Origin of the sequence: Solibacillus isronensis (genome assembly GCF_900168685.1) — a bacterium.
In the GTDB taxonomy this organism is placed as follows: Bacteria; Bacillota; Bacilli; order Bacillales_A; family Planococcaceae; genus Solibacillus; species Solibacillus isronensis_A.
This window is the reverse complement of record NZ_FVZN01000014.1, coordinates 1125035-1149844: the sequence shown is the minus strand read 5'-3', so window position 1 is coordinate 1149844 and position 24810 is coordinate 1125035. Positions and strand designations below refer to the sequence as shown.

Below are 24810 nucleotides of genomic sequence, written 5' to 3'. Positions count from 1 at the left end.
TCTAATTTGAGTTATGGTTCGTTCTGTACTTTGTGATTTTGTGTTAATAGTTGAGAAACGATTATTATAAAAACTTCACCATTTTATAAAAACGTTACCAATTGAACTGTATTTTACCTAATACTGATATGGTATGAAACTTTCTTCCCTGTGCATTCTAATGTCATAAGGAGGCGATAACAATGGCAAACAACAACAGCTCAAACAAATTGCGTGTACCTGGTGCACAACAAGCAGTTGACCAAATGAAGTACGAAATTGCACAAGAGTTTGGTGTTCAACTAGGACCAGACGCTTCAGCACGTGCTAACGGCTCTGTAGGTGGCGAAATTACGAAACGCCTAGTACAGATGGCGGAGCAGCAATTACGTGGAAATTCAAACAACCAACAATAATTAACGAAAAGGAAGCGCTACATATTTGTAGCGTTTTCTTTTCATTTTGGCTTTTAAAGAAGATTACATACAAAGACAAATCAAAATCAAATGAAACTTTTACAGCTTTCCAACGTAAAAGACAGTAATAACCATTTATCCCCTTTTCTTTAGGGATTGGATAAGTTTAGCTGTGTTTTATAAAGGAGGAAATGTCCTATATGAATATTTATGGTTGGATCGGTTTGCTCGGAATTATTTTCTTTACTTTAATTCCTTTTTTTAATAAAGCGCATAGAACTCGTGAAGAAATTCAGAAAGCCATTATAACGATTACGATAGTATCCGGAATTATGATTGCTGTTTTAGTTTTTAATATAAATTTCCTCACAGCTTTCCTACTCGGTGTTCTGGCTATGATTTTGTTTGATCGTAAAACCTATACAAAAAAGAGATTAACGATTTATGGAGTCATTATTTTAATTGCAGGAATTGCAGCATATGCTCTCCTCCGGGATAACCCCAATTATGTAATTCAACATTTAGAGGAAAATCCGGAATCCAGCTCTTTATATCTCGCTGAAAACGGCGAACCTGTCATTACTTATCATTCAACTGACATAAGGCCATTAGCAAGTACAGTAAAAACCCTTATTGCCCTAGAATATGCCATGCAGGTCGAAGAAAATAAAATTGAAAAAGACCAGAGAATACCATTGGTCGACTTGAATCGTTTTTATTGGAAAAATACTGATGGGGGCGCTCATGAAGCATGGTTAGAAGCTGTGAAACAAAATGGGGGCATCCAAAATAATGAAGTCACTTTGCATGATGTTGCAAAAGGGATGGTTACGTATAGCTCCAATGCCAATACAGACTATTTAATTAATCTGCTCGGTGTTGATGCGATAAATCAACGGAAAACAGAGTTAGGCTTAACACAGCATGAAGACGTTTATCCAATTGGCAGTGCACTCTTAATCCCGGATTATATCCAAAAAGATGGGATGTCCGAAAAAGAATTAATCAAGGCTCTCCAAAATTTATCAATGGAAGACTATCGTAATTTAGCTCAATCGATAAGCCTCCAAATGAAAACAGGCGAAATTAAGGCAAATGAGACTACATTTGACTCATCCCCTGCCGTACAAAGAGTTTGGTCAGATCGGTTAATTGGTGCTTCTGCCAATGATTACGGGAAACTGCTCGCACTTATTTCCAATGACGAGCTGCCACCAAATGCGGCTGAAACAATCCGTGATCTAATGGAGTGGCCGATGCAATTAAATGAAGAAAATTATAAAAAATATAAACATATTGGTTCAAAGGGCGGTTCTACGCTGTTCGTATTAAACAATGCGATGTATGTGGAAAACCTTAAAGGAGACCAGTACGAAATTGTCCTCTTACTAAATGATTTAAAATTTCATGAACATTTCTTATTAAGGAACAACCGGAAATCATTTGAATCAAAGCTTATGAATGATGCTAATTATCGTGATGAGGTACTTGATGCGCTTTCAAACTAAGTTTGGTTTAATTTTATAAATGCTGTTTTAATCCAAAAGATGCTTTGCCTGATTTGGCTAAGCATCTTTTATAATTGATGATCGCCGGATTCTCTTTCACTTTCCGTATACAGCTCTTTATACATAATAGCTATCAGGATATAAGTAAACAAAGGTATAATATAATCTCTATTAATGATTGAGTTATTCCTGCTTTCCCCTTCTACTATTAATTTTAGCCACAAAAAAACTGCACCCCATATTTGGGATGCAGTTTATCGTTATAGCTTTAAAATTAAAGTTTTACGATGTTTGTAGCTTGTGGGCCACGTTGACCGTCTTCGATTTCAAATTCAACTTTTTGACCTTCGTCTAAAGATTTGAAACCTTCGCCTTGGATTGCTGAGAAGTGAGCGAATACGTCGTTTCCGCCTTCAACTTCGATAAATCCAAAACCTTTTTCTGCGTTAAACCATTTTACTGTACCTTGTGTCATTTAAATGACCTCCATTTAATTAAATTTAATAAGATCACAATTCCTCATAAAGAAAAAAATTCACATATTACAAAAAGTACTAAATAAAACACGAATACATTTTGTAATAGGTGAATTTATTGTTGTCTTGTAACATTTCTTATTAACATTAGTATATACCATATTAATTCATTTGTCTATGCATATGAAACAATTCTCTACCTTTCAAAAATAATTCTTGTACAATCTATGTGTGGAAGTAGATTTATTTAGTATGAACATTAACCATTACTAGACATTATTCTCAAAACTACAGTATCATTAAAGGCATCAACTACTTAACGAGGTGTTCACTATTATGGCAGCTAAAAAAGTATTATCAAACGAACAGCAGGAACAACTTCTTTCAACATTGAAAGCACGCTTTTTACAGCACATGGAACGTCATCCGAATATCGATTGGGAAAATGTCCAGACAAAGCTTGAAGCAAATCCGGTAAAACTGTGGTCTCTTAATGAAATGGAACGTACAGAAGGTGAACCTGATGTCGTTGCATATAACCATGAAACGGACACATACACATTTATGGACTGCTCAGCAGAAAGCCCTAAAGGACGCAGAAGTATTTGTTATGACCAGGAAGCATTGGATGCGCGCAAGAAAAACAAACCGGAGGACAGTGCTATGAATATGGCCGCGTCAATGGGAATTGAAATTTTAACGGAAGTTGAATACCGCTCTTTGCAACAGCTTGGGAAATTCGATTTAAAAACATCCAGCTGGGTTTTGACACCTCCGGATATCCGTAAACTTGGCGGAGCAATTTTCTGTGACCGTCGATACGAGACAATTTTCATGTATCATAACGGTGCTGACTCGTACTACGGTGCGCGAGGATTTAGAGGATCTCTTACTGTATAATTTATTAATTTCAACTTAAAACAAGCCGTTGTCATACATACTGACAGCGGCTTGTTTCTATTATAGATTATAAAAATCCCGGTACAGTCCTTCCAAGTTCCGGTTGATCGGATTCACTGAGTGGATTTGCACACCATTTTTTAGTAACCATTGAAGATAGGTTTCAATTGCAAAGGCAGCATCTGTAATGAGCAGATTATCTTTAATTTCATATGGAAGATGACTCTTTTTCATCACTTGAGGAAGATCACTATGATATGAATACTTAATTTCGTATTGTACTACTTCCTTATTTGAATGCAAAGGATCTGTATAAAGTTTTCCTTCTTTAATAAACCAGATCGTATCCGTCAAATCCTCCAGTAAATCCAGGTTGTGCGTCGAAATGACGATACTGATTCCTTTTGCATGTAGCACTTCTATCAATTGTTTTAATTCAATAATGCTTGTCGGATCCAGTCCATTAAAAGGTTCATCCATTAAAATGATAAGCGGCTTCGTCAATATACTTAACGCAATCAGCAAATGTTGACGCATCCCGTAAGAATAAGATTTAACGGGCTGATGCACATATGAACGGATGCTGATCAACTCTATAACATCTTCTATTTCTTGTTGCGGTATATGGTAAATGTTCGCCACAAATGACAGATGATCATAACCGGTTAACTGCATGTACAAGTAATTATCACTTGGCAAAAAGGAAATATATTTAAAGAATTCAGGTTTGGTGTTGGAAATATTGTTTAAATGAACAGTGCCCTTATTAATCTTTTCCAATCCTAATACCGAGCGCATTAATGAAGATTTACCTGCCCCATTTGGTCCAACGATTCCGATTATTTCACCGGTACCGATTGAAAACGTAATATTATTAAGTACCTGTTTACTTTTGTATTTCATTTCAAGTTCGTTCACCTGCAATACCATTATGATATCACCTTCCTTTTAAATAAAAGCCCCATACAGAACAATAGGCTGCCGCTGATCAGTAAAATGACCGCACCCGTCAGGAAGTTCACTTTTCCGTTGTTCGCCTCAATCGATTTCCAGCCATCTACAATATTCCATGTATCAAAATATACAAACGGATTATACATACTACTTGTTAGTTCAATATAATGGTTCCCTGCAAAGTACCCGGCAATGACAGCCAATCGGGATTAGCACAAGCCATTATTCATTCCCCCTCCTTCCCCTTTAGCATGCTGAAAATATAAATTCCTCTTTGAGCAGACTTGCCTAAATCGGAGGGCTTATCCTATTCAAAGAGGATATGAAAATGATTAGATTCAGATTTTACCGATTACTACTGGTCTGCGTTACTAAGCGGTGCATATGGATCTGTTTTCAGCGTGCCTGAAAAGAAGGAATAGCCCGGCTTCCCTACTGCATAGCCACGATTATACAAATAACCAGAATACGTTTTACCATTCCTGGTAACCGTTACCCACATCGATTGTGTCGTTGTATATGGCACTTCTTTTGAATACCAAAGTGTATCGGATGTTACAGAAACTTCAGGCGTCAAACTTTCAGCTGCTTGGATACTTGAAATATTTACGGATACACTTAAAGAAATTGCTGCTAATAAACTTAAACTTAACAATTTAAATTTTTTCATCATTGATTCCTCCTCTGTTCCTATCCCAAAGCCTGATTGCTATATATATGAATCATCTAATTACTTAACTTATCCTCCACCAGTTCCAATAATCCACAGTTCTAAAGTTGTGATTAATAAATCTACCATTTTGTCCCCTCCTTTGTATTAATTTTACAAACTATCCGACAAAAAGTGTATAATATGCCTAAAAGAATAATTTAGGTGATGAAATGAATAATTATGGGGAAGTTATAAAAAAAATCAGGGTTGGTAAAGGGTATTCACAACAATATGTCAGCGAAAAAATATGCTCACAGGGCAACTATTCAAAGTTCGAAAAAGGAGAAAACAGAGAAATTAAGTTTTCGATTTTGAAGGAATTTTTGGGGCGGCTCGAAATGTCCTATGAGGAGTTTGAATACATAAGCAACAATTATGAAATGCATGACCGGCAAAGGATTATGAAGAAGTTTTACAATCAAACATATAATTCCGAAAATGCGCTGCTCCAAATGATTGAAGAATGCGTAGCTTATTTACAGCAAAATCCGAATGACAATTTAATCATGAATATTCAAACTTTAATGGAAGGGATGCTCGTTTTGGCAAGGTCCAGTGATTTTGTTCTGGCTTCTGAAACTATATCTCCTATATGGAACGATCTCTCGCAACGAAATACACTGTACTTAGCTGATATTTATTTGCTGAACGCAATTTTATTTGTATTTCCGATTTCTACTGCAACCGAAATAAAAGAATTTGCTTTTCGCCATATCGACAAGTACAACGGATTCCAAAATATTAATAAGTTAAAAATAAACTTTCTGATCAACCTATCGCTTATTAATATAAAAGGAAAAGACTTTGAAATCGCATTCCATCTATTGAATGATGCAATCAGTAAATGTAAATCCGAGCAGCTTTTTATCAACTTGTCGATCTGTTATGTGAGAAAAGGCGTTTGTCTAAATAATTTAAACGGAGCGGATGAAGGTTTTATTGAGAAGGGGTTAACGCTACTTCAACATTTAGAGCAAGCCGAACTAGTGAAAATGTTGGAGAAGGAAATAAAGAATAATTTAATCGTTAAATAATATAAAGCAATTTAAAAAGGGCTGCCGGTTAAGCACGGCTGCCCTTTGAATTTATTTTTTATTAGGTACGTTCATTTTACGCTCTAATAATTTAATGCGGTATTTATAAATCGCATAAATTACTACCAGAACAATAATGATGATGACAAACGGCTGTAAGTACTGCTTAAACAAATCCCCTGCCTGCTCCCAGTTTTCCCCTAGCTTAATGCCTAAATAGACATAAAGCGCAGTAATCGGAAACATCGCTAAAAAAGTGTAGATTGTAAATTTCCATACATTCATTTTTGTCATCCCGCATGGTACCGAAATTGCGGTACGGACGATTGGCATGAAGCGTCCGAAAAATGCGACACCTGCGCCATATTTAGCGAAAAACTTGTCCGATGCATTCACTTGTTTTTCATTAATCAAGAAGAACTTCCCGTACTTCAGGACAATTGGACGACCACCATAACGCCCTACCGCATATAAAGTCAACGGTCCGATTGTTCCGCCAACCGTTCCGGCAAGCACCATTAACCAATAGCTATATTCCCCTTGAGCAATCCAAAATCCGGCCATCGGTAATATGACTTCTGCAGGAATAAACTCAAAGCAAAGTGCCAGTAACACACCGAAATAGCCAAACCCTTTAAAAAACTCAATCATTGATAGAATGATTGTATCTAACAACAAAAACAACTCCAATCATTTGCAATATCCAAAGTTAAATTCGACATAACCCGATTTTAACTCCAAAGTCCACTTCTACATTCACTTAGCATACAAAAACTTTAACCGATTCACAATAGAAATTGTGAAAACATGCCGTTATTATGTATGATCTTCTTTAGAATAGAACGTCCTCTCCTCACAAATGTTGCCTAAACCGCAAAACTTTTAATTTTATAGCAGTGTATGTCTATGCAAAATGCGATATGTCAGAGCATTTTTAGTATGGCCTCTTCCTAAACCGTGCAAATATAAAAACAAACAGGCGAAACCATATGTACTCTGGAATCACCTGTTCTACTAGTTAAATTAATGTTTTTAAGTCATGAATAAATTCATAAATAAAGTAACAGCCAAACCCGAACAATAATAAACCTGCAATAATGGAAGTCCATTTAATCATCGCTCGGTTCATGACTTTCCTTGTCAGTGAAACAATTGTTAAAAGACCAATATCATGCAGTAAAATACCTGATAAAATGCCTAGCGCAACAATCAAAAATTGATTGGCTCCTTTTCCTGCATAGGAGTCAGCCAAAACTGCTCCAAATACAGAAATCCAGAAAACGAGATTCCCCGGTGATACAGCAACTAATAAACCATTGCGGTACGTTGATAAAAAGGATTTATTCGCTTTCTCTCCAACTAACGCAATATCTTTATCTGCATTTTTTATTGAATCGAAAGCCAAAACAAATAAAAAAGCGGCTCCGATTAACCAAAGCGGAAGCTGAATATATGCCAACGATAAAAATTTAGCCACCCCAAAATACAAAGCAATGATTAAAGCTAAATCAATTGTCATTCCGCCAAGCCCTACCGCCCAACCATGCATAAACCCATTTTTTAAACCCTGTTTCGTCATTTCCACTGTAATGGCACCAACCGGCATTGCAATGGCAAGACCAATCATGACATACGCAAAATATAAACTCATTCGACCACGTCTTCCAAGAAAAATTCCTTCTTACGTCCGTTTTATAAATATAATTATATTTGAATATTTATAAATATTCAATCACTTGCAGGCTTTTCCTAGTGAATTCCAGTATTGATTTATTTCCGGAAATCTATTATGATGGCATTAATTTATGAGAAGGAGGGATTTTTCTATGTTTTCAATTCGTTTACGCTAAGCTGGCAATAAAAAAGCAAACCCATTAGAGATGGGCTTTTTTGTCATGCTTGTAAACGATGAAATCATAGGGATTCCTCTTTAAACGGGAGATTTCTATATTTTTTCGCAGCAGGCATACATATGTCTGCTTTTTTATTGCGTTTTAGACTCATTTTACAAAATGGAGGGCTAAAACTATGCAGATGCTATTATTCTTTTAATACGGGCGAATTACACAAACCGCTCGTATCGATAAGCTATCGGTACGAAATTTTATATTTCGGAGGTAGCAATAATGGAAAACTTAAGCTTTGAACTGAAAAATATACACGTACAATTTTTAGATAAGGATATACTTACAATTCCGCAGCTGGCCATTTATCAATTTGACCGCATTGGGATTGTCGGTAAAAACGGTGCCGGTAAAAGTACTTTATTAAAATTATTAACTGGTCAGCTCATTCCACAACAAGGGAATGTAAACGCACATGTCGATTATTACTATTTTGAACAAACATCCCCTGCCGTTACACAGGACAATATTGATATCGCGCTTGCCTATAAATTGAAGGCTGTCGATCCTCATAGCGGTGGTGAACAAACGAGGTTGAAGTTAACACAGGCATTCAGCCATTACTACGAGGCAATGCTTTTCGATGAACCGACAACGCACTTAGATCAGGACGGCATAAGATTTTTGCAGGAGCAACTCCGCTATTATTACGGAGCAGTCGTCATAGTCAGTCATGATCGAAACTTGTTGGATAGCGTCGTTACGTCAATCTGGGAAGTCAATGATGGGCATGTTACGGTCTATAGCGGGAATTATTCCGATTATGCAGCGCAAAAAGAACGGGAAAAACAGGAGCAAGCTGCTGCCCATGAAAAATATGTTCGCGAAAAGGCACATCTGGAGAAGGCTGTTGCTGAAAAAATGAAAAAGGCCGAAAAAATTACCGAGGCTAAGAAGATGTCGAAAAAAGAAACGAAGGCCAAAGCGAATCGTATGTTTGAAACAAAATCTAAAGGAACTAGCCAAAAATCGGTTTACCGCTCAGCTAAAGCAATGGAAAAACGGATTGAACAGCTACCTGTAGTCGAGAAAGTAAAAGAAGATGTGCCACTTCATTTTAAGCAATCGAAAGCACTGGAACTTCATAATAAAGTACCGATTATGATGCAAGATCTTACTTTAGCAATTGGAGAGAAGATACTGTTGGATCAAGGTCAACTTCAAGTTCGCCTTCAGGATAAAATAGCTATAACAGGTCCGAACGGCAGCGGAAAATCAACCTTGCTGCAGGCAATTATCGAAAGTCACTCAAATATAGATCTTTCACCTAAAGTTAAAATCGGTCATTTTTCACAGCTTGCTTACCAAAACTTACCGGATGAGACCATTTGGAATTTTATAAAAACACGAAGCAAATATAGCGATGCGTTTATTCGCACTGTGTTGCATCAAATGCAGTTTGAACAGAATGATTTACAAAAGCGGATCACTGTTTTAAGCGGGGGCGAACGGATTCGATTGCTTTTAAGTCAGCTGTTTTTAGGTCAATATAATATTCTCCTGCTTGATGAGCCGACCAACTTCCTTGATATGGCTACAAAAGAGGCGTTGGCAAAGTTTATCCAAGCCTATGACGGCACTATTCTTTTTGTTTCCCATGATGATTATTTTATGAAGCAAGTGGCTACAAGAATTATAGAAATAAAAGATAAAGCATTAATTGAAGTGTAATTTTACAGTCTTTATGAAAGATACAATTCTTTCATTTCCAAACGATGTGCACTAAAATAATTCGTATGGTAATGATAGTAAGAAAAGGAAACGAGCCATTTATTATTTGGAGGTCATCACATGGAAATAGGTATTTCAACATTTGCAGAAACTACACCGGATGTTTTAACAGGTGAAACAGTAAGTCATGCCGAGCGACTGCGACAAATCGTCGAAGAAATTAAACTTGCGGATACGGTAGGACTGGATGTGTATGGTGTCGGAGAACATCACCGCGAGGATTATGCAGCATCAGTTCCTTCTGTCGTACTCGCTGCAGCTGCAATGCAAACAAAAAAAATTCGACTGACGAGCGCTGTAACGGTGCTCTCATCGGACGACCCGGTACGTGTCTTCCAGCAATTCGCAACACTTGACGGACTATCGAACGGCCGCGCCGAAATTATGGCTGGACGCGGTTCGTTCATTGAGTCGTTCCCCTTGTTCGGCAACGATTTGAACGACTATGATGCGCTTTTTGAAGAAAAACTCGATCTATTATTAAATCTTCAGGAAAATGAGATTGTGTCATCAACTGGCCATTTCCGTCCATCTATTCCAGGACGCGGCATCTACCCGCGCCCTGTACAGGAAAAGTTACCGATTTGGGTGGCAAGCGGCGGTACACCACAATCTGCAATCCGTGCTGCTACCTTGGGCTTGCCGTTAACTTTGGCGATTATCGGAGGAAGTCCCCTGTATTTTGCTCGCATCGTTCAACTGTATTATGATGTGGCGAAAAAAGCAGGCCATGATATTTCGAAGCTGCGTGTCGCTTCCCATTCACATGGGTTTATTGCAGATACGACAGAACTTGCAGTAGAGCAGTTTTTCCCTTCAACAGCAGCGGCTATGACGAAACTTGGCCGTGAACGTGGATGGGCTCCGTACACACGCGAAGCTTTCGATGATGCCCGCAGCTTGGAAGGCGCGCTTTATGTAGGTGATGTGGATACGGTTGCAAAGAAAATCATCTATCTTTACGAACATGTCGGCATTTCAAGATTTTTCCTGCACATGCCCGTCGGTTCCATGCCGCATGACCAAGTGCTGCATGCCATCGAACTATTAGGTACGAAAGTTGCACCAATTGTACGTGAGGAAGTAGCAAAATTAAATAATAGATAAGAATGTTAGTTAATGGGTTGTGCAGTATTTCACTGCACAGCCCATTTTTTATGACGTTTGCTTTTCCCCATTTACCCAAAACTTTTCGACTATATTAACTAGAATAATAACGAAATTGCTTAAAATTCTGAAAATTATTGCAATTAGAAATTTAATAAATTACAATAACATGAATTCAATAGAAAGCTGAGGTTACATCATCATGGGAGTTTTACAGAAGATTGGTAAGTTTGCAGGAAATACATTTGCGATTTGGGTACTCGTTGCAGCTGGTTTAGCGATTTGGATACCTGAATATTTCACATGGATTGGCAGTTACATCACTATATTATTAGGAATTGTCATGTTTGGTATGGGGATGACATTAAAATTAGATGATTTTAAATTAATTCTTCAACATCCGAAAGGTGTTATTATCGGAATCGTTTCCCAATTTGTTATTATGCCGTTACTGGCATTTGCGTTAGCCAAAGTTTTCAATTTACCGCCAGAAATTGCGGTTGGCGTTATATTAGTAGGTTGTTGTCCAGGGGGTACGTCATCAAACGTTATGACATTCCTCGCAAAAGGAAATACGGCATTATCTGTTACGATTACATCATGCACAACATTATTAGCACCGTTTGTAACACCTGCTCTCATCTACTTATTAGCAAGCGAATGGTTACCGGTTTCATTTATGGCCATGTTTATGTCAGTAATTAACGTTGTGTTAATTCCGATTATTTTAGGGATTCTTGCACAGTTCTTATTTAGACCAATTGTAGAAAAAAGTGTTGATATTCTTCCTACAGTATCAGTTGTGGCAATCGTGATGATCGTTGCTGCTGTAGTAAGCGGAAGCCGCGATAAAATTTTAGAAACAGGATTAATCATTTTTGCCATTGTTATTTTACATAATGGTTTGGGATACTTACTAGGATTTTTAGTAGCAAAACTATTTAAACTGAAATACGATGATCAAAAAGCAGTATCGATTGAAGTTGGGATGCAGAATTCAGGTTTAGGAGCGCAATTAGCGATGGCCCACTTCGACCCAGTATCAGCCGTTCCGAGTGCGATCTTCAGTTTCTGGCACAATATTTCCGGACCAATTCTTGCTACTTTTTGGGGTTCAAAAGCGAATAAGAAGGAAAACAATAAATAGTTATTACATAAAAAGAGGTACGAATGCATTTTGATTCGTACCTCTTTTTGTTTCGTTTATATGTCTTGTAGAAATTAATTTATCATTCTATTTTGTGACTTGTATACTTCTTCCGGTACATGATTTCATTTTATAAAAAAGAACCAATCTATTCTTTCAAAAATAACTTATATTGTACTAACTTAACTTCTTTACCTATGTATAATTCCGTACCTATACGGCTTTCTTCTGTGAATCCAACCTTCTTCAGCATTTTTCTTGAACGATGATTTGTTTCATGTGTCTCTCCGTAAAATGTAGTGATTCCGAATTGTTCATTTGCATAGTTCATTAATTTTTTTATCATTTGTGTACCAATACCAACATTCCAAAGAGTACTGTTTCCAATAGCAATACCAATTTCAGCACTATTATTTTTTATTTCGGCTAAATCCGCATAACCGATAAGTCTATTTTTATATTCAATTCCAAGACGAATCATTTCTTTTTGTTGATTTGCTACACAACGTTCCCACCATTTAAATAATTCCATATGATCTCTATTTTTCTGCCATCCATTTGCTTCACAAAATTGTTCATCCCTACTCCAATCAACTACAGCATTGAAGTCTTCTAATTTCAACTTTCTAAAGTAAATTTCATTTCGATTAATATCCATTATTCACCTCCGCCATTATGATTTCCGCCACGCACGAATCGTTTGTAGTTCCATATTTTATATATTAAAATATGAAAACCCTTGCCGTTTAAATGGCAAGGGTTATTTCATTTAAACTAAACCTGCTATTAATAGTTATTAATCTGATATTCGTTCATTTTATGAGCTAAACGAATTGTTACTTGAGCTAATTGTGCATACGTAACTTCACTAGTTGGCTTCAGCTGATTATTTTCAGCTTCAAGTAATCCCATTGCATATGCTAATGCCACGTGACCACGTAATTCCTTATCTACTAGTGCGGCATCACTGTATTTCAATTCATATATATCACTCAGTTGAGCAGGTTTATTTAGTTTCAATGTACCAATGACCCATTTAGCCAGCTCCTGATTTGTAAGAGCTGTCTTAGGATTAAATGTTTTAGTAGATGCATCAAGCATTCCCATTTGCAATGCACGTGTGACAAATGCATATGAGGCATCGTCTGGCGAAATATCAGTAAATGATTCGTCAGCTGTTTCAAGCTCATTGTAACTCGAGCTGTAATACATGTAGGTTACCGATTTCAGTAATACTTTTAATGCTTCCTCTTTAGTAATAGGGGCATCTGGGTTAAACTTTTCATTTACTTCTAAAATACCCGCATGAATTAAATAATTTAATTCTTCGGCAGCTTTTGGATGCTCGATTTTCGGCTTGTCCGAATTGGCCATTCCATAAGTATCCAACCATTCACCTGTTTTGGCATCAATGCCCGCGGACGCCCCTTCTTTGAAGACTGGCTGGTATGCTAGACTATAATGCTGCTCATTCCCCACTTTTGGATGATTCACATATTGCAGCTTCAATTTCATCTCATCTTTCAACATTTTTGTTGCTTCCTGTTCAGATAAAATATCAGTTGCTGCCGGCCACTCCAAATCACCATAATCGCTCATATATAAGTTCACTAAAGCACCTGTTTTGGCATCAACACTTACTGAGATATTGTCACCTACTACCGATAAGCCGTTCACGATGCGCGGGAACGTAAAGTTATAACTATTATTGTAAGTTTCGTGGTAGCCTTCATTAACAGGCAATGCATATTTGTGCGCTGATGAAGGAATCCATTCTTTCACAAGAGCAATCGCTTTATCCAATGCCTGTTTTTGTGTTAATTTCGCTTCTTCTTTACTGTCATCATTGTCTACTTCTAGATTACTTTTAATATCGCTGTAATGAATGAATTCACCTGTTGCTTTATCAATTGTTAGCACAGTTCCTGTTCCACCATTACGATAGTTATACATATATTGAATATTGAATACTTCTTTACCAGTCTCCGTTGTTGTTTCTTCAACTGCCCCAATCTCCAGTTGAACACCTTTTATATCTGTTGCAAGCAATTTCTCAGCCAATGCTCGTGCCTGATCTGCTGTCATGTTCGGCTGTTTTGCCGCTAATGGAGCAGAAACAATCGGTGTAATTGATTTAGCGGATAATGTTGAAGAGAGCCCGTCCAAAGTTAACCATTCCCCTGTTTGTGCATGGATTCCTGAAATAACCTGGCTATTTGGTTCATATACAAGCTTAACTTTGTGATTCCCCGTTGAATAATCCGGTATAATTGTGTATGACAACTGTGCTTTTAAGGCATCTTGCAAGCGATTAGAAATGGAAGATTCATCTTGTTTTTTGGATGGATCATCATACGTGAAATTATTTTTTGGAGAGGTTGTTCTATAAAATGATGATACTGTGCCATCTCCTAATACTCGGATATTAATAGTTTGATCTGAAATTGGAATACCTGAATTTTTCTTCTCATAAATAAATGAGTATTCAACAGGCTGCGTTAAAATAGATGGTGAGTAATAATCATGTGCGTTTGACACAAGCTCATAACCTTCGCCTTTATTGAACTTTTCCATAAATTTATCCGCTGCTTTTTGCGCTTCTTCTTTTGAATATTTCGCCGGGAACAATACATCCTTTGTGTTTACTGGTTGATAGTAGAATTGTTCTAACTCTAACGTATCTCCCACAAAAACAAAGTTTCCATGTTCATATTGGTCGTCGATATTCTTTGAGAAATACAGTTCATAACGCACCGTAGTGTCTGTTGGATGTGAGAATCCTGCCCCAGTACGAAAATCTTTTTCAGATACATTTAGAAACTCGTTTGGAAATAATTCTCGGAAACGCTTCATTAAATCAGCTTTTGTTACCGTTGTATTCGTTTGTGCGACTTGAATCGGCAAAGTCTCCATACGATCATTTCCAATTGTTGAAGCACTAGCAATTGGTGCTAATAACCCAACAGACAGTGCTGTTGCAGTTATCATGGCACCCGCCTTTTTAAAAGTTACCACTCTTCATCCCCCTATCTCTTTTTCGTAAACACCTGTTTACACTTACATATTACGAATTAAACTTACAATAAGTTTCACAATTGTTAAATTTTAACTAGATATTACAAATCTCCAATTCCTATCAACCATATATCTAAACGTTTTATTAATAACATAAAAAATATTTCCTCCCTTTTTACTCTTTTTAAAAACATTACCAGTTATTGTGGCGGTAATTTCAAATTATTCCTAAATGAATAAAAAACACCTATTTTGAAAAATAGGTGTTTTTAATCTTTCTTTTATTTTTAAGCAGCAACTCTTATTTTTTTTCGTTTTGTTGGATCAAGTCGTTTCTCGAGCCATAATAGTAAAACATCTGCCAAAATTGCCATTACAGCGGTCGGAAGTGCGCCCGCTATAATAATAGCTGTTCCGCTCGTAGCATTTGTACCTCGAATGATAATATCACCAAGTCCGCCTGCCCCGATAAACGCACCGATTGCAACAATTCCGATTGCCACGACAAGGGCAATACGAATACCTGTTATAATAACGGAGAGGCTCAGAGGCAGCTCCACCATATACAGGATTTGAAGTTTTGTCATCCCCATACCGCGCCCTGCATCAGTTAGGCTTCGATCAATATTCCTTATACCAACAAACGTATTTTTAACAATCGGCAAAAGAGAATAAAAGAACACAGTCACAATAACCGTCGTTTTTCCGAGACCTAAAACGAGCATAATGATCGCCATTAATGCAAGCGCTGGAATCGTTTGAATAATATTAGCAAGTGTAATGACCGGTCCTGAAGCCTTCGGAAATTTCGAAATCCAAATCCCTATTGGAATACCTATTATGGATGCAAGCAATACACCATACACAGACAACTGAAAATGTGCGAGAAATTGTGAAAATACATAAGAACCATTTTCTCTCATATAAAAGAAAAATTGTTCAACTACCGATAGCTGTGTCATATCTGTCATGGTGTATCATCTCCTGAAAAATAATCATGTTCCTTTAGGAATTCCTCAGCAACAACTGCCGGTTCAATTAAATTATTGTCAGCTAAGAAATTCAGGCGCTGCATTTCTTCTGTGGAAATTTTGCCAACTAGTCGTTGCAGAGCCTTTCTTACTTCAGGCTTTTTCTCCAATAATTCCGTATCTGCAAATGGTGATGCATCATACGCCGGGAAAAAATGCAGATCATCCTCTAAAACGGTTAAATCATAGGAAGCGATACGTCCATCAGTCGTATAGCCAAGCACGACATCTACTTCGTTTTGAGCAACCGCATCATATACTAGACCAATCTGCATCGGGAAGACGCGTCCAAATTTAAAGCCATAAGCTTCACTGAATGCTTTATACCCATCGCCATCACGGTTCATCCATGACGTATCAACACCCAACTGCAAGTCCTGAGCCACTTTTTTTAAGTCGCTGATTTTAGTCAGCCCGTATTTTTCCGCTGTTTCCTTCGTTACCATAAAAGCATACGTATTATTGAATCCATATGAATCGAAAAATGTCATTTGATAATCTCTTTGAAAAATTTCCTGTACCATCTTCAATGCTTGTTCCGGATCACTGACAGGTTCTTGTCCAAGGGCCCCCGTTAAATCCGTTCCGGTATAGCGCACTGCCGAAATATTCGCATCACCGTTTAGCATCGCCTGATGTAGCACAACAGCAGAGCCTAGATTTTTGATCAACTCTACTTCTTCATCAGTGTAATGTTCAAGCATCCCTTTCACAATATAAGCAGTAATTTGACCTTCTGTGGAAACTACCGATCCTACACGTAATTTATCATCTTCCTTCCCACAAGCGCTTAAAACAATGACAGACAGTAAAAGCAGTAAAAATTTTTTCATGATGTTCGCCCCCCTTGCATACGGAGCCCCTTCGGAATCATGAAGCGTTCAAAACGACTTAACAGGAAGTCCACAAGCAGGGCTAAGGCAGTTACTAACAATGCCCCTCCTACTATGAGCTCTGTTTTATATAAATTCAGTCCATTAAAAATAAAATCCCCCAGTCCGCCAGCACCAATATATGATGCTAGTGTCGCCCAGGAAATAACATAAACTGCAGATAAGCGGATGCCCGACATAATAATTGGCATCGCAAGGGGTAATTCAACCATTCGCATCGATTGCATCGGTGTCATGCCCATTGCTGTACCGGCCGCTTTAATATTTTGATTAACTGATTGCATCCCGATAAACGTATTATTCAATATTGGCAATAAAGAATAGATACATAAGGCAACAATTGCCGGCACTTTACCTACACCTAAAAAAGGAATCATAATTGCTAAAAGAGCAAGTGACGGTACGGTTTGCAGGACACTTGTAACCGTTAGAACGATTTTTGCAATTTTCTTCGTTTTCGATAACATTATGCCTAGAGGAACGGCAATGGCCACTCCTAATAATAGAGCGCTAAAAGATATGTAGAAGTGCTCCCATGTTTTAAGTAAAATATCGGCACTATTTTCCGTAAAAAAGCTCATCATGCATCCATCAGCTCCTGTTCCTCTTCTCCCCAAATCGTATCGTAAACAATATCTACGATGTTAGCGCGAGTAATGAGGCCAATGAGATGTTGCTGATCATCAACAACCGGAATATTATTCAGATTGAGATTTAAAATACGACGCACTGTGTCCTGAAGTTTGGAACCTGTCTTCATGAAAATAACATCCCGATTATAAACTTCTGATACACTTTTTTTCGTGCGCGAACTCCCTGTTAAACTTTCGACTGTTAAAAAACCGAGTAATCGATTTTGACCATCTGTAACAAATAACGTATCTACACGTGATTTAACCATTAAGCGAATCGCCTCATCCAAGCTGCGTTCAACGGTAATTGAAACCGGTTTAATCATCACTTCATTTACCGTTTTCACATTCGGTTTTTGCTGGATTAAACGATGGGAACCGATGAATTCTTTAACAAAGTCATTGGCCGGATTTGCTAGTATATTGTCAGGAGTATCAAATTGCACCAGCTTTCCTTCATGCATAATAGCGATGCGATCGGCAAGCTTAATCGCTTCATCCATATCATGCGTAACAAAAATAATTGTTTTATCCAGTGTTTTTTGGAGCTCTTTAATTAAGTCCTGTAATGTATCGCGTGTAATCGGGTCAAGGGCACCGAACGGCTCGTCCATCAAAATAATATCCTGTTCAGCTGCAAGAGCACGAATTACACCAATACGCTGTTGCTGCCCGCCCGAAAGCTGGGATGGATAATAATCCAGATACGTTTCAGGTAAGTTAACCAATGATATAAGGTACTTTGCCGTTTCGTCACGCTTTTCTTTTGACCACTGAAGCAGCCGTGGTACAAGCGTAATATTTTCACGGATCGTCATATGCGGCATTAAACCAATTTGCTGAATGACATAGCCGATACTTCTTCTAAGAGTGACCGGATTCATTTTCGTAATCTCTTTCCCGTTTATTGAAATCGTTCCGCTAGTAGGCTCTACCATGCGATTCAGCATACGAAGGGCTGTCGTTTTACCACTACCGCTCGTACCAATAAATGCGATAAACTCCCCTTTTTTAATATCAAGAGTTAAGTTATCCACCGCAACTTTCCCGCCACGGTATACCTTGCGTAAGTTTTCGATATGTAGCATAGAGCTCATTCCTTTTCACATGAATTATCGTATTTCCCTATTTTGATAAAATACTTTATTTATATACCCTGTTTTTCAAAATCGTAACAATGCAGACATTTAGTTGGCAATTTTGTAATGGTGAAATTTATTCCGTAATTTTTATTAAAATTATTTAATATTTAACTATTTTTTATATGCAATTAAATTTTTAGTTAAATTTAGAATTGACAAAAATATAAATTAAGTTAATAATTTATAAAATAAGTAACAACCTATAATATAAAACAAGTTGTTACATTCCAAAGGGATAAAGGGAGAGTACTATGTATTTGAAAAAAATAGGATTATTTTCAGTAGCAGTAACCGGCCTACTTTTAGCAGGTTGTAACAATCAAGAAGATAGCAGTGCAACAATTGAAGAAAAATTAAATTACACGATTAATGGTATTGAACCGGGAAGCGGCACAATGGAATTGGCAAACAATGCTTTACAAGATTATGAAAACCTAAATGACTGGAACCTTACTGAAAGTTCAACAGCAGGTATGTTGGGTGAATTAGATAAGGCTTATAAAAATGAAGAACCGATTATTATAACAGGCTGGAACCCTCACTGGATGTTTGCAAAATATGATCTGAAATATTTAGAAGATCCTAAAAAGTCATTAGGCGAAATCGAAAATATTAATACAATTGTTCGAAAAGGCTTTAAAGAAGATTTCCCGAATGCCTATACAATTGTGGATCGCTTTTATTGGGAGCCTGAAGATATGGAAACTGTCATGACAGATGCCCAAAATTCGGATTTTAAAGTGGCTGCGAACAAATGGGTTGAGGAAAATTCGGAAACGATTGCAGAATGGACTTCCGGGGTTGAGAAAGGTAACGGAGAAGAAATTAGTATTATTTCTACTCCTTGGGACACAGAGGATGCTTCATCACATGTCATCGAAGCCATTTTGGAACAGCATGGTTTCGAAGCTGAAATCACTCCTGTTGACCCTGCGATTATGTTCCAAGCAATATCAACAGGAAATGGTGATATTTCATTAGCCCCTTGGCTGCCAATTACACATGAATCCTTTTATGAAAAGCACAAAGATGACTTTATTGATTTAGGGGAAAACTTAAAAGGTGCACGCCTTGGTTTTGTTGTCCCGACATATATGGATATTGATTCCATTGAAGATTTAGCTGCAAAAGAATAATACAATTAGCTAAGGCATCGAGAAATAATCTCGGTGCTTTTTTATATAGAAGGGATGCAATGCTAAAACATACCGATGCCCTTTATTAATATCAGATAATTCAAAAATTTCCCGCGCAATAATTCTTGAAATCGTTAATTACTGGTGGATAACTTACAATATTTTGCGTTATGGCGAAGGAGTCGGGACCCGGTTTTCTAATAAATCCGGAAATCTGCTAATATATTTTTATTTGTTCTAATAAATTTGCGAAGTTCTAATATATTTCACGTTTCTTCTAATAAGAGAGTCAAATTTTCTAATATCCCACTCAGATCTTCAAATATCCAGCGCACTTCTTCTAATATACGTCTCAACTCTTCTAATAAAATCCCAGCGCCGTTCCCCAACATTCAAAAAAAGCTGCCCAAGTAACTGCTACTTGGACAGCTTTCTAATTAAAATGGCATTCCCATAATTGCTTTTGGCTCAAGAAATTCCTCGATACCATAATCGCCCCATTCACGGCCAATACCAGAATGTTTAAATCCGCCAAATGGTGCCGAACGATCCGTTTCACTATTGTTAATACGGATTTGCCCCGCTCGGATTGATAAAGCGACTTTTTTCAGTTCTTCTTTATCATTTCCGAATACATAACCGGCAAGTCCATAAATCGTATCATTGGCAATATCAATTGCTTCGTCTAAATCTTTATACTTGATGACCGACATAACAGGACCAAAGATTTCTTCCTGTGCAATTGTCATATCGTTTTTCACATTCGTGAATACCGTAATTTGTGAAAAGAATCCTTTATCGATTCCATCTGGTCTGCCATGGCCACCAATCACAATGGTTGCACCCTCTTCTTCACCTTTTTTAATGTAGGATTGAACAGTCTCCCATTGGTCTTTGGAAACTTGCGGACCCATAAATGTATTTTCATCTTGTGGATCCCCTACTGGAAATTCCTTCACTAATTCTTTCATTGCTTCAATAAATTCATCATGCATTTCTTCCGGTACAATCATGCGTGTTGCAGCCGAACATACTTGCCCTGTATTCATAGCAATTTGTCCTAATGCTGTTTTTGCTGCTTCTTTTACATCCGCATCTTTTAAAATTACGAAAGGCGATTTGCCGCCAAGTTCCAATGAAATATTTTTAATATCTTCTGCAGCATTTTTCATTAACCCGCTGCCAACTTCACCAGAACCGGTAAAAGAAACAATGTCTACATCAGGATGAGTACTGATTGCCTCACCTACTGTTGAACCCGAACCGTTGACAAGATTAAAGACACCTTTTGGAACACCTGCTTTATCCAAAATTTCCGCCAGAATGACTGCTGCAAATGGTGTTTGGGAAGCAGGTTTTACTACCATTGTACAACCGGCTGCCAATGCACTGGCAAGCTTTGTGGAAATCTGATTTGTCGGGAAGTTCCATGGTGTAATCAGTCCTGCTACACCAATCGGTTCTTTCTGAATATATGATTTCTCTCTTTCTTCAGTAAACTTAAACGTTTTCAATTGTTCTGCCGCCTCTTTAAAGTGCGTTAGCCCCATCTTATAATGGATTTCCTCCGATTTCGTAATAGGCGCACCTAATTCAGCGGTCATTATATTCACTAAATCGTCTTTACGATTTTCATACTCTTCAGCTATAGCTTCTAAAAGCTTAATTCGCTCGTTCACTGACATTTTGGAAAAGGTAGGAAATGCCTCCTTCGCCGCCTGGACTGCTCGATTCACATCTTCTTTAGTTCCGCTGCTAATCTTACCTACTACTTCCTCTGTCGCAGGGTTAATAACTTCAATTGTATCTGTTCCAGTAGAATCAACCCATTCTCCATTGATGTATTGTTTTGTATGATTTAGCATAATCAAACTCCTTTATAAATCGACTTATTAAAAATATTCCCTCTGTGCTTGTCAGTAAACATTTGAACTTCACCCTAAGTACAAAAAATTCGAAGACTTTAGTAGCACTTCGAATTTTTCAAACAGCGTTATCTATTCATTTATTGCAAGTAATTGCTTGGCGATTTCCTTCACATCCGGATCTTTTGTTTCTTTTGCAAAACGTACAACAAGCTGTTCGATTTCCGTACCTTGCCAATGTGCACGATCGAATGAATGCAATGTCTGAATCGCCATATAATGCAAATGGTCGTCAGTAGTTTTTAGTGCTTGCCCTATAAATTCCAGACCAAGCCCATTATACTGATCCAATTCTTCAATAAGAGATAAAACGATAACTTTCTGATCGTTTGTCAGTTCATTGAAATCTCCAAAAGAATGCGTAATTCCTATTAGCCGTTCGATAATTTGCGCATCCTTCGCGGCAAATAATGAATAATAATATTGTACGTTTTCCGGATTATTCTTTAATTTCTCAAATACGATGTCCGAAATATCTGCTTTATAAAATTTGGCTACTGCTAATGCCTTCTCCTCATTCTCTTGGTCATTTTGCAGTATTTCCAACGCTTCCTGCAGCCATAATGGATTTTGGGCAATTTCTTCTATGTTTTCTTCAACCGTACGCTTTTCATGCGGCTTCCAGTTAGAAGAAAAGCGATTTTCCCATATTTCCTCATCATATTGCAAGTACTCAAGAATTTGTGTCAAAATAAAAAACTGGCTGAATGTCAGACAATGTGTTTTCGCATGATGTGTATAACGCATCAGTACTTGACCTGCATACTCATATTCATCCATTGTTTGATAAGCCCCTTCGTATAAAAGAGCTAAAATTATTGTCCCTGCACTGTCAAATATTTTCCCGGAAATAATTTCTTCGTGCAGTTCAATATCAAGCTTCCCTTTTTCAGCACACATTAAAGAAGATGCATTACCAGGTACGGTATTTTTTAATCCTTCCAGCAATATCCACTGTCGGATATCTTCATTTGAGGCATCCAGGAAATTCAGTGCTTCGAGTTTCCCCCAGTCCGAAACATTTTGCGCAATATTCCACACCGTCGGATTACTGTTTATCGTGCCGTTTGTTAACGCAAATAAAGCTACTCCAGTGAATTCTTCATGTAATGCAATCACTTTCAATCGTTCCTTATACTCTTCACATTTAACTGTTCCTAACACAAGAAGCGCGAATTTCACAACTTCACGATGTGCTGCATGTTCTAGCAGCCAAATCGCCTCAGCTTTCACTCGATTTTCATCTTTTTCAGCTTCAGAAAACAGCTCCAAAAATTCATGGAAATAGCTGATAACCTTCTCATCTTTAATTTTTTCATAAGTTGCTTTCCGTGTTTGATCACCTGGATTTACGACCTGTTCTAAAAATAATTTGATCAGCTTTTTCGTATAAAATGGCGTTACTGCCTCCTGATGAAGCTGGTCAGCAAATCCTGGTGCAAATTTCGGATGATGTTCATCATATAAAAACTCGTCATCCGGCAAATCTTTTGTTATAAGTTGCTCATTCTGGTGAAATTGTTCTTCAAGGAATGGAACTATATACTCCTTATTTGCCCAAGGTAAAAATTGCAGTTTCATCGCTTCATGGAGCAGCTGTTTTCCATCCACTTTAACCGTTACATTCAATTTAACAAAGCCGCCTATTTTTACATAAACTTTATGGGTCTTACCGCTTTTGGATTGAAAAGTTCCTTTCATTATAGAAAATGGCATGATATGCGACCAAATTGATTTCCGCAAATTTTGTGCAATCATTTGACCATCTACCTTTAAAACTTCTTCCATCATGCCATTCATGACTTCTATTTGATGGCCTTGAAACTCCAGGACCCAGTGTTTTTCTACTTCTTTTGCAATGTCATTTTTGGCATTGCGCATTTCCCGCTTAAACTCTTCTTTAAATCCCATTTACTTGCTACCTATCCCTCTCGTTTCTATATAACTATCATAACAATTTTTGTTAACTATTTGTTAAATAGTTGCAAACTAACAAAATAATATTACAAGTATCGATTTTATTTATGAGAATAGTCAGATAAAAAGGACTAGCAAATGTACTAGTCCCCAAAATATATTATTGAGTTTTTATAACTACTTTCCCGTTATGATCTCCATTGATTACTGCATCAAATGCCTTGCCAGCCTGTTCTAACGAATAACTGTAACCTACAACAGGTTTTAGCTGTTCTGTTTCTAGAAGCTTTGCCACACCATATATCAGTTCCTTGTGTTCTTCTGCCGAAACATTAAACAGTACCATACCACGTACATCACATTCTTTTTGCATCACAAGACGAGGATTAATTTCAATTTCCCCACGGTTTCCAACGATAACGATGACACCGTGCTTGGCAAGCATCTGCAAATCGGTTTGCAGATTTTCGTTTGCCAGAAATTCGATAATGACATCCGGACCTTTGCCGTCATTGGCTTCAAGTACAGTTTCAATTGTTTCTTCTTTAATATGATCTAGCACAACATCCGCGCCCGCTTCTTTTACTAGTTGTTTCCCGGAATCACGGCTTGCTGTTCCAATTACTTTTGCCCCTAAAGCTTTTGCAATTTGAACAGCCTGTAAACCTACTGCGCCACTTGCTCCATGAATGAAAACCGTTTGCCCTGATTTCACTTGTGCTCTTCCTACCAACGCTCTGTAAGCTGTCAATGCTGGAATTCCTAACGCGGCTCCCTGTTCAAATGAAATGTGTTCCGGAATCGGATGAACGAAGCGGCTTTCACAAACAATCTGTTGTGCTAATGTACCAGTCGACTTACCATTCGGCAAGCTCGCGATAAATACTCGGTCTCCTGCTTTTACGTTTGTCACTTGTTCTCCAACTTGCTCAACAATCCCTGCCCCGTCCAGGCCTGGCGTATATGGCAGGTTCGGTTTAATCGCATATGTACCTGTAGAAGTATAAACATCGCTAGGATTCACACCCGCTGCATGAAGGTTGATCAGTACTTCATTTTCGGCTGGAGTAGATACCTCAGTTTGCTCCACTACTAAATTTTCAGATGTTCCAAATTGATTGATTCGTATTGCTTTCAATAACTTCACCCCATCATCTATATTATATTAAGAATATTAGAAAAATTACGTTTTGTATAGAGATAGCTTCGCTTAAATACATATTTAAATAACAATGTAATATTTTAATTGTT

The 24810-nt window shown here is 37.6% G+C and carries 23 protein-coding genes; 8 read left to right on the top strand and 15 right to left on the bottom strand.

Annotated features, from left to right (window positions below):
• Nucleotides 1-182 precede the first annotated feature (182 nt).
• Together B5473_RS14200 and B5473_RS14195 are read left to right on the top strand one after the other, a co-directional pair.
• On the top strand, nt 183-395 hold the full coding sequence (locus B5473_RS14200) for an alpha/beta-type small acid-soluble spore protein (protein ID WP_008406565.1): 213 nt from the start codon (nt 183-185) through the stop codon (nt 393-395).
• 200 nt (nt 396-595) lie between these two features.
• Nucleotides 596-1903, top strand: a complete 1308-nt coding sequence (locus B5473_RS14195) for a serine hydrolase (protein WP_176142080.1) — start codon at nt 596-598, stop codon at nt 1901-1903.
• Between the two features lie 274 nt (nt 1904-2177).
• On the opposite strand, the gene B5473_RS14190 is transcribed toward B5473_RS14195, so the two are convergent.
• Nucleotides 2178-2378, bottom strand: coding sequence for a cold-shock protein (locus B5473_RS14190; protein ID WP_008406560.1), 201 nt, complete (start codon nt 2376-2378; stop codon nt 2178-2180).
• A 337-nt stretch (nt 2379-2715) separates the two neighbouring features.
• Here B5473_RS14190 and B5473_RS14185 point away from each other — a divergent pair, with 337 nt between their 5' ends.
• Nucleotides 2716-3279: a DUF4256 domain-containing protein gene (locus B5473_RS14185; RefSeq protein ID WP_079526254.1), complete on the top strand. Its 564-nt coding sequence runs from the start codon at nt 2716-2718 to the stop codon at nt 3277-3279.
• A 60-nt stretch (nt 3280-3339) separates the two neighbouring features.
• Here the strand turns inward: B5473_RS14185 and B5473_RS14180 are convergent, their stop codons facing one another.
• The 3 genes from B5473_RS14180 to B5473_RS14170 all read right to left on the bottom strand — a co-directional run bounded on the left by B5473_RS14180 (nt 3340) and on the right by B5473_RS14170 (nt 4903).
• Complete coding sequence (locus B5473_RS14180) at nt 3340-4197, bottom strand: ABC transporter ATP-binding protein (RefSeq protein ID WP_176142079.1); 858 nt, start codon at nt 4195-4197, stop codon at nt 3340-3342.
• Between the two features lie 11 nt (nt 4198-4208).
• Nucleotides 4209-4436, bottom strand: a complete 228-nt coding sequence (locus tag B5473_RS14175) for a hypothetical protein (RefSeq protein ID WP_079526250.1) — start codon at nt 4434-4436, stop codon at nt 4209-4211.
• Between the two features lie 152 nt (nt 4437-4588).
• Entirely contained in the window at nt 4589-4903 is a 315-nt protein-coding gene (locus tag B5473_RS14170; protein ID WP_079526247.1) for a hypothetical protein, read from the bottom strand.
• 212 nt (nt 4904-5115) lie between these two features.
• On the opposite strand from B5473_RS14170, the gene B5473_RS14165 reads away from it, so the two are divergent.
• Nucleotides 5116-5979, top strand: coding sequence for a helix-turn-helix domain-containing protein (locus tag B5473_RS14165; RefSeq protein ID WP_079526245.1), 864 nt, complete (start codon nt 5116-5118; stop codon nt 5977-5979).
• Nucleotides 5980-6030: 51 nt separating this feature from the next.
• Here the strand turns inward: B5473_RS14165 and B5473_RS14160 are convergent, their stop codons facing one another.
• The gene (locus tag B5473_RS14160) at nt 6031-6630 is read right to left on the bottom strand and encodes a DedA family protein (protein ID WP_079528728.1); all 600 of its coding nucleotides are present in this window, start codon (nt 6628-6630) and stop codon (nt 6031-6033) included.
• A 367-nt stretch (nt 6631-6997) separates the two neighbouring features.
• Nucleotides 6998-7630: a LysE family transporter gene (locus tag B5473_RS14155; RefSeq protein ID WP_079526243.1), complete on the bottom strand. Its 633-nt coding sequence runs from the start codon at nt 7628-7630 to the stop codon at nt 6998-7000.
• A 475-nt stretch (nt 7631-8105) separates the two neighbouring features.
• Here B5473_RS14155 and abc-f point away from each other — a divergent pair, with 475 nt between their 5' ends.
• The 3 genes from abc-f (at nt 8106) to B5473_RS14140 (ending at nt 11868) form a co-directional block, all read left to right on the top strand.
• Nucleotides 8106-9554 carry a ribosomal protection-like ABC-F family protein gene (abc-f, locus tag B5473_RS14150; RefSeq protein ID WP_079526241.1) on the top strand — a complete coding sequence of 483 codons (1449 nt, stop codon included), beginning with the start codon at nt 8106-8108 and terminating at the stop codon, nt 9552-9554.
• A gap of 120 nt (nt 9555-9674) precedes the next feature.
• Nucleotides 9675-10721, top strand: a complete 1047-nt coding sequence (locus B5473_RS14145) for an LLM class flavin-dependent oxidoreductase (protein WP_079526239.1) — start codon at nt 9675-9677, stop codon at nt 10719-10721.
• A gap of 202 nt (nt 10722-10923) precedes the next feature.
• Nucleotides 10924-11868, top strand: coding sequence for a bile acid:sodium symporter family protein (locus tag B5473_RS14140; RefSeq protein ID WP_079526237.1), 945 nt, complete (start codon nt 10924-10926; stop codon nt 11866-11868).
• Nucleotides 11869-12016: 148 nt separating this feature from the next.
• Here B5473_RS14140 and B5473_RS14135 read toward each other — a convergent pair whose 3' ends face one another.
• From B5473_RS14135 to B5473_RS14110, 6 genes are all read right to left on the bottom strand, one after another.
• Entirely contained in the window at nt 12017-12526 is a 510-nt protein-coding gene (locus tag B5473_RS14135) for a GNAT family N-acetyltransferase (RefSeq protein ID WP_079526235.1), read from the bottom strand.
• A 128-nt stretch (nt 12527-12654) separates the two neighbouring features.
• Nucleotides 12655-14883 (bottom strand): S-layer homology domain-containing protein, encoded by a 2229-nt coding sequence (locus B5473_RS14130; RefSeq protein WP_079526232.1) that lies wholly within the window; start codon nt 14881-14883, stop codon nt 12655-12657.
• A 287-nt stretch (nt 14884-15170) separates the two neighbouring features.
• Nucleotides 15171-15854, bottom strand: coding sequence for an ABC transporter permease (locus tag B5473_RS14125; RefSeq protein ID WP_079526230.1), 684 nt, complete (start codon nt 15852-15854; stop codon nt 15171-15173).
• Nucleotides 15851-16747: an osmoprotectant ABC transporter substrate-binding protein gene (locus B5473_RS14120; RefSeq protein ID WP_079526228.1), complete on the bottom strand. Its 897-nt coding sequence runs from the start codon at nt 16745-16747 to the stop codon at nt 15851-15853. Before B5473_RS14120 ends, B5473_RS14125 begins: the two co-directional genes overlap by 4 nt.
• On the bottom strand, nt 16744-17391 hold the full coding sequence (locus B5473_RS14115) for an ABC transporter permease (protein ID WP_079526226.1): 648 nt from the start codon (nt 17389-17391) through the stop codon (nt 16744-16746). Before B5473_RS14115 ends, B5473_RS14120 begins: the two co-directional genes overlap by 4 nt.
• Nucleotides 17388-18527 (bottom strand): betaine/proline/choline family ABC transporter ATP-binding protein, encoded by a 1140-nt coding sequence (locus B5473_RS14110; RefSeq protein WP_079526224.1) that lies wholly within the window; start codon nt 18525-18527, stop codon nt 17388-17390. The genes B5473_RS14115 and B5473_RS14110 overlap by 4 nt, the downstream gene beginning before the upstream one ends.
• 305 nt (nt 18528-18832) lie before the next feature.
• On the opposite strand from B5473_RS14110, the gene B5473_RS14105 reads away from it, so the two are divergent.
• The gene (locus B5473_RS14105) at nt 18833-19717 is read left to right on the top strand and encodes a glycine betaine ABC transporter substrate-binding protein (RefSeq protein WP_079526222.1); all 885 of its coding nucleotides are present in this window, start codon (nt 18833-18835) and stop codon (nt 19715-19717) included.
• Nucleotides 19718-20154: 437 nt separating this feature from the next.
• Here B5473_RS14105 and B5473_RS14100 read toward each other — a convergent pair whose 3' ends face one another.
• The 3 genes from B5473_RS14100 to B5473_RS14090 all read right to left on the bottom strand — a co-directional run bounded on the left by B5473_RS14100 (nt 20155) and on the right by B5473_RS14090 (nt 24706).
• Nucleotides 20155-21582 carry an aldehyde dehydrogenase family protein gene (locus B5473_RS14100; protein WP_079526219.1) on the bottom strand — a complete coding sequence of 476 codons (1428 nt, stop codon included), beginning with the start codon at nt 21580-21582 and terminating at the stop codon, nt 20155-20157.
• 132 nt (nt 21583-21714) lie between these two features.
• Entirely contained in the window at nt 21715-23553 is a 1839-nt protein-coding gene (locus B5473_RS14095; protein ID WP_079526217.1) for a hypothetical protein, read from the bottom strand.
• A gap of 166 nt (nt 23554-23719) precedes the next feature.
• Nucleotides 23720-24706: an NADPH:quinone reductase gene (locus B5473_RS14090; RefSeq protein WP_254865323.1), complete on the bottom strand. Its 987-nt coding sequence runs from the start codon at nt 24704-24706 to the stop codon at nt 23720-23722.
• Between the last annotated feature and the right edge of the window lie 104 nt (nt 24707-24810).

What these genes read in the sequence shown, in the direction of transcription:
- B5473_RS14185 (WP_079526254.1), top strand. Translation starts at nt 2,716, where the DNA reads ATGGCAGCTAAAAAAGTATTATCAAACGAACAGCAGGAACAACTTCTT.
- B5473_RS14135 (WP_079526235.1), bottom strand. Translation starts at nt 12,526, where the DNA reads ATGGATATTAATCGAAATGAAATTTACTTTAGAAAGTTGAAATTAGAA.
- abc-f (WP_079526241.1), top strand. Translation starts at nt 8,106, where the DNA reads ATGGAAAACTTAAGCTTTGAACTGAAAAATATACACGTACAATTTTTA.
- B5473_RS14105 (WP_079526222.1), top strand. Translation starts at nt 18,833, where the DNA reads ATGTATTTGAAAAAAATAGGATTATTTTCAGTAGCAGTAACCGGCCTA.
- B5473_RS14165 (WP_079526245.1), top strand. Translation starts at nt 5,116, where the DNA reads ATGAATAATTATGGGGAAGTTATAAAAAAAATCAGGGTTGGTAAAGGG.
- B5473_RS14115 (WP_079526226.1), bottom strand. Translation starts at nt 17,391, where the DNA reads ATGATGAGCTTTTTTACGGAAAATAGTGCCGATATTTTACTTAAAACA.
- B5473_RS14120 (WP_079526228.1), bottom strand. Translation starts at nt 16,747, where the DNA reads ATGAAAAAATTTTTACTGCTTTTACTGTCTGTCATTGTTTTAAGCGCT.
- B5473_RS14195 (WP_176142080.1), top strand. Translation starts at nt 596, where the DNA reads ATGAATATTTATGGTTGGATCGGTTTGCTCGGAATTATTTTCTTTACT.
- B5473_RS14155 (WP_079526243.1), bottom strand. Translation starts at nt 7,630, where the DNA reads ATGAGTTTATATTTTGCGTATGTCATGATTGGTCTTGCCATTGCAATG.
- B5473_RS14140 (WP_079526237.1), top strand. Translation starts at nt 10,924, where the DNA reads ATGGGAGTTTTACAGAAGATTGGTAAGTTTGCAGGAAATACATTTGCG.
- B5473_RS14190 (WP_008406560.1), bottom strand. Translation starts at nt 2,378, where the DNA reads ATGACACAAGGTACAGTAAAATGGTTTAACGCAGAAAAAGGTTTTGGA.
- B5473_RS14200 (WP_008406565.1), top strand. Translation starts at nt 183, where the DNA reads ATGGCAAACAACAACAGCTCAAACAAATTGCGTGTACCTGGTGCACAA.
- B5473_RS14095 (WP_079526217.1), bottom strand. Translation starts at nt 23,553, where the DNA reads ATGGGATTTAAAGAAGAGTTTAAGCGGGAAATGCGCAATGCCAAAAAT.
- B5473_RS14170 (WP_079526247.1), bottom strand. Translation starts at nt 4,903, where the DNA reads ATGAAAAAATTTAAATTGTTAAGTTTAAGTTTATTAGCAGCAATTTCT.
- B5473_RS14160 (WP_079528728.1), bottom strand. Translation starts at nt 6,630, where the DNA reads ATGATTGAGTTTTTTAAAGGGTTTGGCTATTTCGGTGTGTTACTGGCA.
- B5473_RS14145 (WP_079526239.1), top strand. Translation starts at nt 9,675, where the DNA reads ATGGAAATAGGTATTTCAACATTTGCAGAAACTACACCGGATGTTTTA.
- B5473_RS14110 (WP_079526224.1), bottom strand. Translation starts at nt 18,527, where the DNA reads ATGCTACATATCGAAAACTTACGCAAGGTATACCGTGGCGGGAAAGTT.
- B5473_RS14100 (WP_079526219.1), bottom strand. Translation starts at nt 21,582, where the DNA reads ATGCTAAATCATACAAAACAATACATCAATGGAGAATGGGTTGATTCT.
- B5473_RS14125 (WP_079526230.1), bottom strand. Translation starts at nt 15,854, where the DNA reads ATGACAGATATGACACAGCTATCGGTAGTTGAACAATTTTTCTTTTAT.